The sequence below is a fragment of the Streptomyces sp. NPDC028331 genome (genome assembly GCF_055565775.1).
In genome coordinates this window covers 37,685-51,867 of record NZ_JBVHTR010000029.1, presented here as the reverse complement: position 1 = coordinate 51,867, position 14,183 = coordinate 37,685, and the positions used below count along the sequence as shown (strand labels likewise).

At 74.1% G+C, this 14,183-nt stretch carries 13 protein-coding genes; 8 read left to right on the top strand and 5 right to left on the bottom strand.

The window, feature by feature from the left end:
* Positions 1-58 precede the first annotated feature (58 nt).
* Positions 59-1,279, top strand: a complete 1,221-nt coding sequence (locus tag ACZ4SW_RS32010) for a hypothetical protein (RefSeq protein ID WP_468252362.1) — start codon at positions 59-61, stop codon at positions 1,277-1,279.
* A gap of 79 nt (positions 1,280-1,358) precedes the next feature.
* Here ACZ4SW_RS32010 and ACZ4SW_RS32005 read toward each other — a convergent pair whose 3' ends face one another.
* Both ACZ4SW_RS32005 and ACZ4SW_RS32000 read right to left on the bottom strand, forming a co-directional pair.
* Entirely contained in the window at positions 1,359-2,690 is a 1,332-nt protein-coding gene (locus tag ACZ4SW_RS32005) for a PH domain-containing protein (protein ID WP_468252359.1), read from the bottom strand.
* Positions 2,687-3,178: a PH domain-containing protein gene (locus ACZ4SW_RS32000; protein WP_468252357.1), complete on the bottom strand. Its 492-nt coding sequence runs from the start codon at positions 3,176-3,178 to the stop codon at positions 2,687-2,689. Before ACZ4SW_RS32000 ends, ACZ4SW_RS32005 begins: the two co-directional genes overlap by 4 nt.
* A gap of 31 nt (positions 3,179-3,209) precedes the next feature.
* Between ACZ4SW_RS32000 and ACZ4SW_RS31995 the strand changes: the two genes are divergently transcribed.
* A complete protein-coding gene (locus tag ACZ4SW_RS31995) occupies positions 3,210-4,361 on the top strand; it encodes an NADH-quinone oxidoreductase subunit D (protein WP_468252355.1) in 1,152 nt (383 codons plus the stop codon).
* Here the strand turns inward: ACZ4SW_RS31995 and ACZ4SW_RS31990 are convergent.
* Positions 4,326-5,351, bottom strand: a complete 1,026-nt coding sequence (locus ACZ4SW_RS31990) for an SAM-dependent methyltransferase (RefSeq protein WP_468252354.1) — start codon at positions 5,349-5,351, stop codon at positions 4,326-4,328. The two genes, ACZ4SW_RS31995 and ACZ4SW_RS31990, sit on opposite strands and share 36 nt — an antisense overlap.
* Positions 5,352-5,525: 174 nt before the next feature.
* On the opposite strand from ACZ4SW_RS31990, the gene ACZ4SW_RS31985 reads away from it, so the two are divergent.
* Both ACZ4SW_RS31985 and ACZ4SW_RS31980 read left to right on the top strand, forming a co-directional pair.
* A complete protein-coding gene (locus tag ACZ4SW_RS31985) occupies positions 5,526-6,731 on the top strand; it encodes a sensor histidine kinase (protein WP_468252352.1) in 1,206 nt (401 codons plus the stop codon).
* A 65-nt stretch (positions 6,732-6,796) separates the two neighbouring features.
* Positions 6,797-7,468 (top strand): response regulator transcription factor, encoded by a 672-nt coding sequence (locus ACZ4SW_RS31980; protein ID WP_468252350.1) that lies wholly within the window; start codon positions 6,797-6,799, stop codon positions 7,466-7,468.
* Positions 7,469-7,511: 43 nt separating this feature from the next.
* Here the strand turns inward: ACZ4SW_RS31980 and ACZ4SW_RS31975 are convergent, their stop codons facing one another.
* Positions 7,512-8,618 (bottom strand): DUF5937 family protein, encoded by a 1,107-nt coding sequence (locus ACZ4SW_RS31975; RefSeq protein ID WP_468252349.1) that lies wholly within the window; start codon positions 8,616-8,618, stop codon positions 7,512-7,514.
* Positions 8,619-8,777: 159 nt separating this feature from the next.
* Here ACZ4SW_RS31975 and ACZ4SW_RS31970 point away from each other — a divergent pair, with 159 nt between their 5' ends.
* Entirely contained in the window at positions 8,778-9,035 is a 258-nt protein-coding gene (locus ACZ4SW_RS31970) for a hypothetical protein (RefSeq protein WP_468252347.1), read from the top strand.
* On the opposite strand, the gene ACZ4SW_RS31965 is transcribed toward ACZ4SW_RS31970, so the two are convergent.
* Positions 9,022-10,239, bottom strand: a complete 1,218-nt coding sequence (locus ACZ4SW_RS31965; RefSeq protein ID WP_468252346.1) for a threonine aldolase family protein — start codon at positions 10,237-10,239, stop codon at positions 9,022-9,024. The two genes, ACZ4SW_RS31970 and ACZ4SW_RS31965, sit on opposite strands and share 14 nt — an antisense overlap.
* Positions 10,240-10,436: 197 nt before the next feature.
* Between ACZ4SW_RS31965 and ACZ4SW_RS31960 the strand changes: the two genes are divergently transcribed.
* From ACZ4SW_RS31960 to ACZ4SW_RS31950, 3 genes are read left to right on the top strand one after another with little or no spacing between them, the layout of a single operon-like run.
* Entirely contained in the window at positions 10,437-11,369 is a 933-nt protein-coding gene (locus ACZ4SW_RS31960) for a Rossmann-like and DUF2520 domain-containing protein (protein WP_468252344.1), read from the top strand.
* 8 nt (positions 11,370-11,377) lie between these two features.
* Entirely contained in the window at positions 11,378-12,406 is a 1,029-nt protein-coding gene (gene panC, locus ACZ4SW_RS31955) for a pantoate--beta-alanine ligase (protein ID WP_468252442.1), read from the top strand.
* Complete coding sequence (locus ACZ4SW_RS31950; RefSeq protein ID WP_468252343.1) at positions 12,403-14,178, top strand: L-aspartate oxidase; 1,776 nt, start codon at positions 12,403-12,405, stop codon at positions 14,176-14,178. The genes panC and ACZ4SW_RS31950 overlap by 4 nt, the downstream gene beginning before the upstream one ends.
* The last annotated feature ends 5 nt before the right edge of the window (positions 14,179-14,183 follow it).

The window sequence follows — 14,183 nt, the reverse complement described above, 5'->3', positions numbered from 1 at the left end:
GCCGTGTTTTTACCGGGCGTGGCACCATCATTCGCCTACGCGCGGTAAGTTTCTGGCCATGCCACGTGGACGTCACCGTCATTCCCCACCCTTGCACAGGCTCTTGCCTCCTTCGGTGATCGCAGGCGTCTCGGTCGTCTGCGCCGTGGGGCCCTGGTTGTTCACGGAGCCGCTGGTGCTCCGTGGGCTGGCCGCGGGTGCCGCGGTCACGACGATCCTGGGATCGGTCGTCATGCGCCGCTGGGACCTGGCCGCGGGCAAACGCGTCGCCGACCTCACGCGCGCGCGGGCGAACGACGAATGGCGTCACGAGGAGCGCGTCGCCGAACTGGAGACCGACCTCGAGGAATCACGCGAACTGCGCGCCAAACTCGAGCAGAGGCTCCGCGCCAAGCGCACCGAACTGGCCAATCTGCGCAACGAGCACGCCGCCCTGCTGCGCCGGTACGCCACGGCGGAGACGGAGCGCGCGAGCGCCCTGGAGGGCCGCCGCCTGCTGGCCATCGAGTCCGCGCCCGCTGCGCCGGAGCTGCCCGCGTCGGATGCCGGGGCGCCCGCCACCGCGCCCGAGGAGGACGGCGGGCCGGTGCCGTCCGCTCTCCGGGCGTTCTCCCCTGAGGGGGCGGCGCTGTTCGCCGCGGCCGACGAGGCGCTGGCACGGCTCGCCCTGGGCGAGGCCGCCGGTGCGGCCGGAGAGCCGGCCGCCGACGCGGTGGCGGACGCCGACGCCGACGCCGGGGAAGCGAGCGCCAAGGACTCCCCGTCGGGGGAATCCCCCACCCAGGAACCCCCTACCGAGGGCGGCCCGGACGACGGCGGCGGACAGCACGCCCCCGCCGATCCCGAAGCCCCGGAGGCCGCCACCACCGCAGCGGAGCCCGAGGCCGAGGGCGGGTCGGCGGCCGAGCAGGAGCCCCCGGCCGCCTCCGAGGACCGGCTGCCGCAGCCCCCCGCCGCCAAGCCGGCCCACACCACCGGCCACTTCACGGTGCCGACCGCCGTGGCCGTCGTACCGTCGGCCCCGCGTCCGCGTCCGGCCGTCGAGGGCGGCTTCGACTTCTTCGGGACCAAGTCGCGGCCGAGCCTGGAGTCCGTGCAGAACGAGGACCTCGCGGACGTCGTCGGCCAGGAGGCGCTCGCGATGCACAAGGCGGAGTCCGAGTCCGGCTTCAAGGCCGCGGGCCCCGAGGAGCGCGCCGTCGGCCAGGTCATCGACCTGACGGCGCACGACGAGACGGAGCGGATCGACGTCCAGGGGCTGCGCACCGCGGCCTCCTGAACCCGCCGGGACGGACATGAGGGGCGGCGGCACGCCAGGTGCCGCCGCCCCTCCGTCGTGAGGTCCGCAGGTCGTCCGCCTACGAGGCCATCCACCGGTCGGGCCGGGCGTCCCGCCGTCCCGTACGCGACCGGTCCGCCTGCGCGTACAGCAGCGCCGCCGCCTCCCCGGCGTCCCTCAGGCGCGCCGTCACCGTCTTGCCGGCGCCGGTGTCCAGGTGCACGTCGGCGACCCGCCACAGCCGCCGCCACGGCCCCTGGGTCAGCCGTACGCTCTGCACCTTGGCGTGCGGGACGAGGGACAGGGTGCGGCGCAGCAGGCCGCGCCGGGCGGCGAACACCGCCTCGGTGACGGTGAGCCCCTGGCCGCGCCACCACACCGGCAGGCACCGGGCCGCGCGGCGCGGCGGCCGGGACAGGGACGCGGGCACGCTCACCCCGGGCAGCACCCGGGCGACGACCGACTCGGCGGCCTCCCGCGGGGCGACCGGGACCAGCACCGAGTTGGACGATCCCGCCACGTCCAGCTCGACCCGCACCCAGCCGCGCCGCCGCCACAGCAGCGGCTCCACGATCCGTACGCCCTGCACGCGCCCCGGCGGCACCGTCTCGTGCGCCCGGTCGAGCAGCCCGTGGTCGATGCGGAGCCCGTCCGGCGACTCGCCCACCGTCCAGTCGTACGCGCGCACGAAACGCCCCGCCGACCGGGTGGCCGCGCCGCCGACCAGCGGCAGCCCGGCGGCCAGCACCGCCCCCACGCTGTGCGTGCCGAGCCACACCAGCGTCGGCACGACGGCGGCACCGAGCAGTGAGCCCCAGGTGGCGCCGATGAGGAGGAGTGAGACGGCCAGGTCGCCCGGCGGCACGTGCAGCAACCGCCGCACCGGCGCCTCGCCGACCTCGTGCGCCGTCTCGGGGGAGAAACCGGCCGCACGGGCCAGGAGTTCCGCCCGCAGCGCCCGCGCCTCGTCCTGGCCGAGGTAGGCCAGTTCGTCCTTCTTGTGGGTGCCGATCACGTCCAGCTTCAGCTTGGCGACGCCCGCGACACGGGCCAGCAGCGGCTGGGTGACGTCGACCGCCTGCAGCCGGTCCAGGCGGATGTGCGCGGTACGGCGGAACAGCAGGCCCGTGCGGATGCGCAGTTCCGTGTCGGTCACCGAGAAGTGCGTGAACCACCAGCTCAGGAAGCCGTACAGGGCGGCGGCCGGGACCAGGGCCGCGAGTCCGACGAGGAGCGCGGTCATGGTCAGCCTGGCCAGCTGCTCCTGGGCCTGGTTCGGGTCGTGCACGGCCCAGCCGACGACCACGGCGACCGGCGCCCAGGCGCGCCGCAGCGGGGTCACCGGGTGCAGACGCCGCTCGGTGCCCCGCTGAGCCTCGGCTATGGCGGGCTGCGCCCCGGTGCCGCTCACAGTCCCGCCGATCGGGCCTCGCCCAGCTCGGTCAGCCGGTCCCGCAGCCGCTCCGCCTCCGCGGGATCCAGCCCCGGGATCCTGGCGTCGGTGGCGGCGGCGGCCGTGTGCAGTTGCACGCTCGCCAGCCCGAAGTGCCGCTCGACGGGCCCGGAGGTCACCTCCACGAGCTGCATCCGCCCGTACGGCACCACGGTCTCCTCACGCCACAGCACGCCCCGGCTGATCAGCAGGTCGTCGGCGCGCTCGGCGTACCGCCAGGAGCGCCAGTTTCGGCCGAGCAGCACCCAGCCCCAGGCGAGGGCCGCCAGCGGCAGCAGGGCGAACAGCGCCCACACCGGCCCGGCCAGCAGCCCCGGCAGCAGTCCCGCCACGACGGTGCCCAGCCCGAGCCACACCAGCAGCAGCATCCGCCGCATCCGCAGCAGCCCGGGTGGCAGACCCGTCCAGACGGGCTCTCCGCCCGCCCTCACAGTCCCCGTTTCCATGGCGCAAGCGTACGTACGAGAGACTGGGTGCATGACTCCTACGACGGAGACCACGGTCGGGATCGGCGGCGCCGCGGAGAGCACCGACATGGTGCTCAACATCGGGCCCCAGCACCCGTCCACGCACGGTGTGCTGCGGCTGAAGCTGGTGCTGGACGGCGAGCGGATCGCACACGCGGAGCCGGTCGTCGGCTATATGCACCGCGGTGCCGAAAAATTGTTCGAGGCGCGCGACTACCGCCAGATCATCATGCTGGCCAACCGCCACGACTGGCTCTCCGCCTTCTCCAACGAGCTGGGCGTGGTCCTCGCCGTCGAACGGATGCTCGGCATGGAGGTGCCCGAGCGCGCCGTGTGGCTGCGCACCCTGCTCGCCGAGCTGAACCGGGTCCTGAACCACCTGATGTTCCTCGGCTCCTACCCGCTGGAGCTGGGCGGCATCACGCCGGTGTTCTACGCGTTCCAGGAGCGCGAGGAACTGCAGAACGTGATGGAGGAGATCTCCGGCGGCCGCATGCACTACATGTTCAACCGGGTCGGCGGGCTCAAGGAGGACCTCCCGGCCGGATGGACCGCACGCGCGCGTACCGCCGTGCGTGACGTGCGCTCCCGTATGGACCGGTTCGACGACCTGGTGCTCGGCAACGAGATCTTCCGGGGGCGTACCCGGGGTGTGGGCGTCCTCGCCCCCGAGACCGTGCACGCCTACGGCGTGAGCGGGCCCATCGCGCGCGCCTCCGGCGTGGACTTCGACCTGCGCCGCGACGAGCCGTACCTGGCCTACGGAGAACTCCAGGACACCCTCAGGGTCGTCACCCGGCGGGAGGGCGACTGCCTGGCCCGCTTCGAGTGCCTGCTGGAGCAGACGCACAACGCGCTGGACCTGGCCGACGCATGCCTGGACCGGCTGGCGGAGCTGCCGCCCGGGCCGGTCAACCAGCGCCTGCCCAAGGTGCTCAAGGCGCCCGAGGGCCACACCTACGCCTGGACCGAGAACCCGCTCGGCATCAACGGCTACTACCTGGTCAGCAAGGGTGACAAGACCCCGTACCGGCTCAAGCTCCGCTCGGCCTCCTACAACAACATCCAGGCGCTGACCGAGCTGCTGCCGGGCACGCTGGTGGCGGACATGGTGGCGATCCTCGGGTCACTGTTCTTCGTGGTCGGGGACATCGACAAGTAGCCCCGTCAGGCCCGTGCCCGGGAGCCCGACGGGCTGGAGCAGCCAGCCGAAGTCGCCCAGGCCGCCGGGCGCGGTGAGTTCGGCGGCGGCTCCGGCGTGCGCGAGGGCGCGTACGTACGCGGCGGGATCCGCGGAGGCGAGCGCGAGCGGGGGGCGTGCGCCCGTGATCCCGAGCGCGCGCAGCGCGGTGCGCTGGCTCAGCAGGCGTGCCCCGGGCAGCGCGCACGCGTCCAGCGCCACATGCGCCGTGATGTCGCAGGAGCCGTCCGGCACGGGGGCGCACTCCCGGCCCGCGCGGAACCCGGTGAGGGTCCCGAAGGGCGGGCGGGCGTCCGCGCGATGCGCGTAGTCGACCGCGACGGCCAGCCCGCGCTCCACGGTGGCGACCGCGCCGGCCCACGCCGTGTCCCTGGGCAGGCCGATCTCGGCCCGGCACCCCTCGGCGGACAGCGGCCACCAGCGCTCCAGCCACGCGGCCTCCGCTCCCGTCACCGGCTCGCCGAGCCGCTGCGTCCCGTCCCGCCGGACGAGGACCAGCCGGGGCACGCCGTCGGCGTCCGCCTCCGCTACCTCCACCGGCACGTTGTCCAGCCACTCGTTCGCGAACAGCAGCCCGGTGGTCTTCTCCGGGGGCTCGCGCAGCCACTCGATCCGGTCGTCCAGGCCCCGGGGCCGGCCGGCGATCTCCACGGCGCACGCGCGCGTGCGGGCGGCGACGTCGCCGGGCAGCGCGTCCAGTACCCCGGCGGCCAGTTCGCCCCGCCCCGCGGCCATGTCCACGAACGCCAGCTCGGCCGGCCGCCCCAGCGCCTCGTCGACCAGGCACAGCAACCGGGCCACCGCCACGGCGAACAGCGGCGAGGCGTGCACGGACGTACGGAAGTGCGCCGCGGGCCCCTCAGGCTGCCGGTAGAACCCCTCCGCCCCGTACAGCGCCTCCTCGGCCGCCGCCCGCCATCCCCGCCACTCACCGCTCAGCCGCTGGTCCACGGGGTCAGGCTAGGCGCATCAGCGCCCGTGGGACGCCGGGTCTCCGACCTCGGGATGTCCGCTGTGCGACCGTGCGGTGCCGGTGAGCATCCACCTTGCGGAGTACGTGTGTCCGTCACGGATCGGCCCATCGGTTGACCCCCGCACCCTGCGCGTTTACCTACTCTGGGTTACGTGCAGCGCCTCTATGACTTCCTCCGCAGGCATCCCACCCGGGTCGACAGTTTCTGGGCCGTCGTCCTGTTCGGGCTCTCCTGCGTGAGTCTGAGCAACCTCAACGGGGCGCCGGACCACCACGGATCGCTCCCGGTCGGGCTGGCCGTCTCCGCCGTGCTCTGCCTGGTCGTCGCGCTGCGCCGCCGGATGCCCGAGAAGATGCTGATCGTCGCCGGCGGTATGGGACTGGCCCAGCTCGTGCTGGACGAGCAGTCGATGATCGCCGACTTCGCCATGCTGGTGATCATCTACACGGTCGCCGCGCTGGGCGCCCGCTGGGCCTCCCGGGTCGGCCTGGCCGCCGGCCTGAGCGCCGGCACCCTGGCCGCGATCCGCTGGCCGGACCACCACTCCAGTGCCCTCGGCAACATCGCGATCGCCGTCTTCCAGACCGTGCCGTTCGCGCTCGCCTGGGTCCTCGGCGACTCCCTGCGCACCCGGCGCGCCTATCTGGCCCAGCTCGAGGAGCGCGCGGCCCGGCTCGAGAAGGAGCGCGAGGCGCAGTCCAAGGTCGCGGTGGCCGCGGAGCGCGCCCGTATCGCCCGCGAGCTGCACGACGTGGTCGCGCACAACGTCTCGGTGATGGTGGTGCAGGCGGACGGCGCCGCCTACGTCCTCGACACCGCCCCCGACCAGGCGAAGAAGGCCCTCGAGACGATCTCCACCACGGGCCGTCAGGCCCTCGCCGAGATGCGCCGCCTGCTCGGCGTGCTGCGCACCGGCGAGCACCAGGAGGGGGGCGAGTACGTCCCGCAGCCCGACGTCGAACAGATCGACGATCTGGTGGAGCAGTGCCGCAGTGCGGGCCTGCCCGTCGACTTCAAGGTCGAGGGCACCCCGCGCCCGCTGCCCAGCGGCGTGGAGCTGACCGCGTACCGCATCGTTCAGGAGGCGCTCACCAACACCCGCAAGCACGGGGGGCCGGGCGCGGGCGCCAGCGTGCGGCTGGTGTACTTCGACGACGGCCTCGGACTGCTCGTCGAGGACGACGGCAAGGGCGCACCGCACGAGCTGTACGAGGAGGGCGGCCTCGACGGCCAGGGCCACGGACTGATCGGCATGCGGGAGCGCGTCGGCATGGTCGGCGGAACCCTGGACGCGGGCCCCCGCCCCGGAGGAGGCTTCCGCATCAGTGCCCTGCTGCCGCTGAAACCGGCCCACTGAGCCGCAACCGGCCCAGTGACGCGTGCCCGCCCCGCCCGAAACCCACCGACCGGAGGACCCCCGCCATGCCGATCCGCGTGATGCTCGTCGACGACCAGGTGCTGCTGCGCACCGGGTTCCGGATGGTGCTGGCCGCCCAGCCGGACATGGAGGTCGTCGCGGAGGCGGGTGACGGCGTCGAGGCCCTTCAGGTGCTGCGGTCGACCGAGGTCGACGTCGTGCTGATGGACGTGCGCATGCCAAAGCTGGACGGCGTCGAGGCGACCCGCCGCATCTGCGCGGACCCCAACCCGCCGAAGGTCCTGATCCTGACCACCTTCGACCTCGACGAGTACGCGTTCTCCGGGCTGAAGGCGGGCGCCTCGGGCTTCATGCTCAAGGACGTGCCACCCGGCGAACTGCTCGCCGCGATCCGCGCCGTGCACAGCGGCGACGCCGTGGTCGCCCCGTCCACCACCCGCCGGCTGCTCGACCGGTTCGCACCGATGCTGCCGGGCGGGAGCACCGAGCCCCGGCACAAGGAGCTGGACCGGCTCACCGACCGTGAGCGCGAGGTCATGGTGCTGGTGGCCCAGGGGCTGTCCAACGGCGAGATCGCGGCCCGGCTGGTGCTGTCCGAGGCCACCGTGAAGACCCATGTGGGCCGCATCCTGACCAAGCTGGGGCTCAGGGACCGGGTGCAGGTCGTGGTCCTCGCCTACGAGACGGGGCTGGTCCGGGCGGGCGGGCACGGTTGAGCCGCCGCTGAGTTCCGGTCGGACCGGCACGGGACGCCCGGGCCTACCGGAGGACGCCCTCCAGGAAGTCGCTGCCGAGCCGGGCCACGGCCGTCACGTCCATCTGGTGCAGCACGTACCGGCCGCGGCGGCGGGTGGTGATCAGACCGGCCTTCTTCAGGGTGCTCAGGTGCCGGGATATCTCCGGCGGGCTCATGCCGTGGATCTGCGCCAGCTCGCTCGTGGTGAACGTGCTGCGGGCCAGACTGCGGCAGATCTGCATCCGCGCCGGGTGGGACAGCGCGGCCAGCCGAAGCGACAGTTCTTCGACGGAGGGCGGGGAGGTCGGGCCCGGCGAGGTGACGGGGTAGTGCAGCACGGGCTGCCAGCCGTACCGGTGCAGCACCATCAGGTGGGGCCGGCCGAGGCTGGTCGGCACCAGCAGCAGGCCCTTCCCCGCGGTCGTGGTGCGTCCCCGGCCCAGCTTGTCCACGGTGATCCTGGCGGCTTCCTCGTCGAGCACGACCGCGGGCGACACCGCGGCCAGCGCCTCCGCCAGGCCCTTGTGCCGCAGGAGGTCCGTCTTGTGGCGGGCGTCCGCCGCGAGCTGGTGGCGCAGCCGGGACCAGGTCTCGGCGAAGAAGGCCTCGTCGCAGTCCTCCAGGAACTGCCGCAGCCAGGCCCGCACCCTCGGCGGGTCCTCGAACAGCCGCTGGGTGAACAGCGTCTGCCGGGGGCCTCGGGCGGCGGCCAGCTCGAGGGCGCGGCGCCGCAGCCCGGCGTCGACGAGCACGTGGGGTCTGGGCGTGTCGTAGGGGAGCGCGCAGGAGAACTCCAGCGCAGCGTCGACGAACTGTTCGTCCGTGAGCTTGTCCAGCAGGTCGAGCTCCTCCGCCAGGGTGGCGGCCGGGAGCGTCGTACCGCCGGGGATCCCGGCGTACGGGTGGAAAAGGTCCGAGCTGGACGTACGCCACAGGAAGTCGGCCTCGCACATCCGGTCGGCGAGGTGCGCGTCGAGACCGGCGGTCACGCTGGTCACCCAGCCCTGCAGCCCGGGGTGGTGGCCGGGCTCGGACAGTGCGTGCAGGGCCATGCCGAGTTCGGCCAGCGCAGAGGGGACGACGGCGACCCTCTCCGGTCGCAGCCCGCTGATGTCGATGTCCACGCTCATGACCTCATGGTGCACCCCGCCACCGACAGCGCGGCCCTCGTTTGACGGCGGCCGTCAATCGAGGCGACACGGCCCGCCGCACCGGCGCAGCCTGGGACCACCGGGGCAGCCGCGGAGCCTACGGACCCCTGTCTCCACGTCCCGAAGAGGCGATCCGTCATGAGCATCACCCAGCAGTTCCTCCTCGACACCTACCGCGCCCGGCGCCTCGGCGAGCCCGCCCCGCCCGCGCCCGGCGCCCACGACTGGCAGGTCGTGCGCGAGCTGGGCGACCACTGGGAGTTCCGCGTGCCCCGCGTGCCCCGCGTGCCCCGCGTGCTCCGCGTGCCCCGCGCGGACCGCCCGGGCCGCGGACGGCTGCGGGCGGCCTTGTCCCGATGGCTGCACACCGCGGACGGCGCACCTAGGCCCCGTTGACCCCCGGCAGCCGCTCGACGAACTCCGTCACCGCCGTCTTCACGTCGTCCGCCGTCCACTCCAGGGCGGCGGCGCGTACGTAGACCTCGGTGAAGGCCAGGTCCGGACCGCCGCGGTCCCAGGGGTGGGCGAACAGGAGTGTCCCCGTCTCCTCGGCCTGCCGGACGGCGGCCTCGGCGAGGACGTCCGCGTCGTACGGCAGCCACACCTGGAAGTCGTGGGTGTGCGGCGGGTCGGGGTGGACCCGCGCCCAGGGCAGCCCCGCCGCCGCGAACCCCTCGCGCAGCGCGGCGGCCACCACGCGCGCGTGGCGCACGTACTCCGGCAGCCGGGGCAGCTCCCGCTCCAGGCCCGCCAGGGCCGACAGCACCGTCGGGAACTGCTGGAAGAGCGTGCCGCCGTAGCGGTGCCGCCACGTCCTGGCCTCCTCGATCAGCGACTTGGGACCGGCGAGCGCCGCGCCGCCGTATCCGTCGAGGCACTTGTAGAACGACACGTAGACGCTGTCGGCGAGGTCCGCGATCTCCTCCAGCGGGCGGTCGAAGTGGACCGTGGTCTCCCACAGGCGCGCACCGTCGAAGTGCACCACCGCGTCGCGCTCGCGCGCCGCCTCGACGACCTCGGTCAGCTCCTGGAAGGAGGGCAGGACGAAACCGGCGTCCCTGAGGGGGAGCTCCAGCATCAGCGCCCCGAAGGGCTCCTCGAAGTCACGTACCTCCTCGGCGGTCGGCAGCCGGGGCTCGCTCGTCAGGCGCACCGGGCGCAACCCGCTGACCTCGCTGAACGCCTTCCGCTCGTGCACCTCGGGGTGGGCGAGCGCGTGCAGGGCCACCGTGGGGTCGCCCGTGCGGCCCGCCCAGCAGCGCAGCGCCACCTGCTGGGCCATGGTCCCCGTCGGGAAGAACGCGGCGGCCTCCTTGCCCAGCAGCCCGGCGACCTTCTCCTCCAGCGCCTCCACGATGCCCGTGCCGTACATGTCCCCGGTCTCGTCCAGGTCGTACAGGTCCTCCGCGCCGTCCAGCAGCGCCAGCCGCTCCCGGAGCGTCCCCAGGAACCCCGGGCGCTCCAGCACGCGCTCCGCACGCCGGTAGGCGGCGATCCGGCGCTCCCGCCTCCGGCGCCGCAGTTCCCCGGGCGACTCCGCCGGGCCCTCCCCGCCCTCCCGAGCCGGCTCTCCCGCAGCCTCTTCGGCCGTCCGTGCCATGTCCCCCTCCGTCCTCGTCCTCATCCCCGGATCATCCCGCGTGGCCACCCCCGCGGCACCCCGAATTCCGTACCGGCCGCGACCTGCGGAAACTCCACAGCCTGTGGACAACCGGCCGCCCCGCCCCCCAATCGCGTTAACATGACGAGAAATCGTCCGGTACCCAGAGCGGACTGGAACGGGAAGGCCACCGTCGAGTGAGTACAGTCCAGCAGCCAGACCCCAGGGACCGCCCCGCGCGGCTCACCGTGGGCGTGGTCGGAGCCGGCCGGGTCGGGCCGGCGCTCGCCGCGTCGCTCCAGCTCGCCGGGCACCGCCCGGTCGCCGTCTCCGGGGTCTCCGACGCCTCCAGACGGCGCGCGGCGCAGTTGCTCCCCGACGTGCCCCTGGTGTCGCCCTCCGAGGTGATGGCACGCGCCGAGCTGGTCCTGCTGACCGTCCCCGACGACACCCTGCCCGGCCTCGTGGAGGGCCTCGCCGAAACCGGCGCGGTACGCCCGGGCCACCTGCTCGTGCACACCTCCGGGCGGTACGGCACCCGCGTGCTCGACCCCGCCCTGCGCGCCGGGGCGCTCCCGCTCGCCCTGCACCCCGCGATGACCTTCACCGGCACGCCCGTGGACGTCCAGCGCCTGGCCGGATGCTCCTTCGGGGTCACCGCGCCCGAGGAGCTGCGGCTGGCCGCGGAGGCCCTGGTGATCGAGATGGGCGGCGAGCCTGAGTGGATCGCCGAGGAGATGCGCCCGCTCTACCATGCGGCCCTCGCCCTCGGCGCCAACCACCTGGTCACCCTGGTCGCCCAGTCCATGGAGCTGCTGCGCGCGGCAGGCGTCGAGGCCCCCGACCGCATGCTCGGCCCGCTGCTCGGCGCCGCCCTGGACAACGCGCTGCGCTCCGGCGACGCGGCGCTCACCGGCCCCGTCGCGCGCGGGGACGCGGGCACGGTCGCCGCGCACGTCTCCGAGCTGCGCAAGCACGCCCCGCAGGCCGTCGCCGGCTACCTGGCGATGGCCCGCGCCACCGCCGACCGGGCCCTGGCCCACGGACTGCTCAAGCCGGAGCTGGCCGAGGACCTGCTGGGAGTTCTCGCCAACGGCACGCACCTGCCCGAGAACGGGGAAGACCGATGAGCCGTCGCATGTTCGAACTCGCCCCCACCGTGGACGATCTGGAGCACGTGCGCGACCGCTTCGCCGCCCCCGGACGCACCGCCGTCGTCATGACCATGGGCGCCCTGCACGAAGGCCACGCGACCCTGATCCGCGCGGCCCGCGAGCACGTCGGCGCCGAGGGCTTCGTGATCGTGACGGTCTTCGTGAACCCGCTCCAGTTCGGCGCGGGCGAGGACCTCGACCGCTATCCCCGCACCCTGGACGCCGACCTGAAGGTCGCGGAGCAGTCCGGCGCGGACGTGGTGTTCGCCCCGTCCGTGGACGAGGTCTACCCGGGCGGCGAGCCCCAGGTGCGGATCTCCGCGGGGCCCATGGGGGAGCGCCTGGAAGGGGCCTTCCGCCCGGGCCACTTCGACGGCATGCTCACCGTCGTCGCCAAGCTGCTCCACCTCACCCGCCCCGACGTGGCGCTGTACGGGCAGAAGGACGCCCAGCAGCTCGCCCTGATCCGCCGGATGGTGCGCGACCTGAACTTCGGCGTGGAGATCGTCGGCGTGCCCACCGTGCGCGAGGAGGACGGGCTCGCCCTCTCCAGCCGCAACCGCTACCTCTCCCCCCAGGAGCGGCACACCGCGCTCGCCCTCTCCCGCGCCCTGTTCGCGGGCCGTGACCGGCACGCCGCCCAGGAGGCGCTGCGCGCGCGTGCCCTGGAGGTGCCCGCCACGCACGCGCGTGCGGAGGCCCTGAGCGCGATAGGGGAGTCGCGCGCCGCCGCCGACGCGCACGCGGTCGCCAAGGCCGCCCCCGGCGGTCCCGCCGCCGTCCGCGCCGCCGCCAGGCTCGTCCTGGACGAGGCCGCCCAACTGGACCCGCCGCTGGTCCTGGACTACCTGGCCCTGGTCGACCCGTCGGACTTCACCGAGGTCCCCGACGGCTTCACCGGCGAGGCGGTCCTCGCCGTCGCCGCCCGGGTCGGGACGACCCGGCTGATCGACAACATCCCGCTCTCGTTCGGAGTACCCGAACCCGTCGACACTCACGGAGCCGCCTCGTGACCGGCACAGGCATACGACTGCACGCACCCGCCCCGGGCTGGTCCATCTCCGCGGACGTCGTGGTGGTCGGCTCCGGCGTGGCCGGCCTCACCGCGGCGCTGCGCTGCGACGCCGCCGGCCTGAACACGGTGGTCGTCACCAAGGCGCGCCTCGACGACGGCTCCACCCGCTGGGCGCAGGGCGGCATCGCGGCGGCCCTGGGCGAGGGCGACAGCCCCGAACAGCACCTGGACGACACGCTGGTCGCGGGCGCGGGCCTGTGCGACGAGGAGGCCGTCCGCATCCTCGTCACCGAGGGCCCCGACGCCGTACGGCGGCTGATCTCCACCGGCGCGCACTTCGACACCGACGACGAGGGCGGCATCGAGCTCACCCGCGAGGGCGGCCACCACCGCCGCCGCATCGCCCACGCGGGCGGCGACGCGACCGGCGCCGAGATCTCCCGGGCACTGGTCGAGGCGGTACGCGCGCGTGGGCTCCGTACGATTGAGAACGCGCTGGTCCTGGACCTGCTCACGGACGCCGGCGGCCGCACCGCGGGCGTGAGCCTGCACGTCATGGGCGAGGGCCAGCACGACGGCGTGGGCGCCGTGCACGCTCCCGCCGTGGTCCTCGCCACCGGCGGCATGGGCCAGGTCTTCTCCGCGACCACCAACCCGTCGGTGTCCACCGGCGACGGCGTGGCGCTCGCGCTGCGCGCCGGCGCCGAGGTCAGCGACCTGGAGTTCGTGCAGTTCCACCCGACCGTGCTGTTCCTCGGCCCGGACGCGGAGGGCCAGCAGCCCCTCGTCTCGGAGGCGGTGCGCGGGGAGGGCGCCCACCTGGTGGACGCGGACGGGGTGCGCTTCATGGTGGGGCAGCACGAACTGGCCGAGCTCGCGCCCCGGGACATCGTCGCCAAGGGCATCACGCGCCGCATGCAGGAGCAGGACGCCGAGCACATGTTCCTCGACGCCCGGCACTTCGGCGCCGAGATGTGGGAGCACCGCTTCCCGACGATCCTGGCCGCCTGCCGCGCCAACGGCATCGACCCGGTCACCGAGCCCATCCCGGTCGCCCCGGCCGCCCACTACGCCTCCGGGGGCGTGCGCACCGACTCCCACGGCCGCACCACCGTGCCGGGCCTGTACGCGTGCGGAGAGGTCGCCTGCACGGGCGTCCACGGCGCCAACCGGCTCGCCTCCAACTCCCTCCTGGAGGGCCTGGTCTACGCCGAGCGCATCGCGGCCGACATCGCGCGGGACCAGGCGGAGAACGGCCTCCACGCGCGCGTGCCGCAGCCCGTCCCGTACTCGGAGAAGCCCGCGCACCCGCTGCTCGGCCCCGAGGCCCGCTTCATGATCCAGCGGATCATGACGGAGGGCGCGGGCGTCCTGCGCTCCGCCGAATCCCTGGCCAAGGCGGCCGACCAGCTCCAGCGGCTGTACACCGAGGCCCGCGACGCCCTCCATGAGAACGGCAAGACCGCCGAGCCCGGCGTCGACACCTGGGAGGCGACCAACCTCCTGTGCGTGGCCCGCGTCCTGGTCGCCGCCGCCCTCCTGCGGGAGGAGACCCGCGGCTGCCACTGGCGCGAGGACCGGGCCGACCGGGACGACGCGAACTGGCGCCGCCACATCGTCGTACGGCTCAATCCCGGCCGCCCGCCCGTCTCCCACCACGACCCCTCCGGCGAGGGGCTGCGCGCCGCACCTGCTGAATTGGCCGTCCACACCACCGACACCCCAGACTTCCCCCCGACCACACAAGCGCACCGGCCCCAGGAGCAGTGACACAA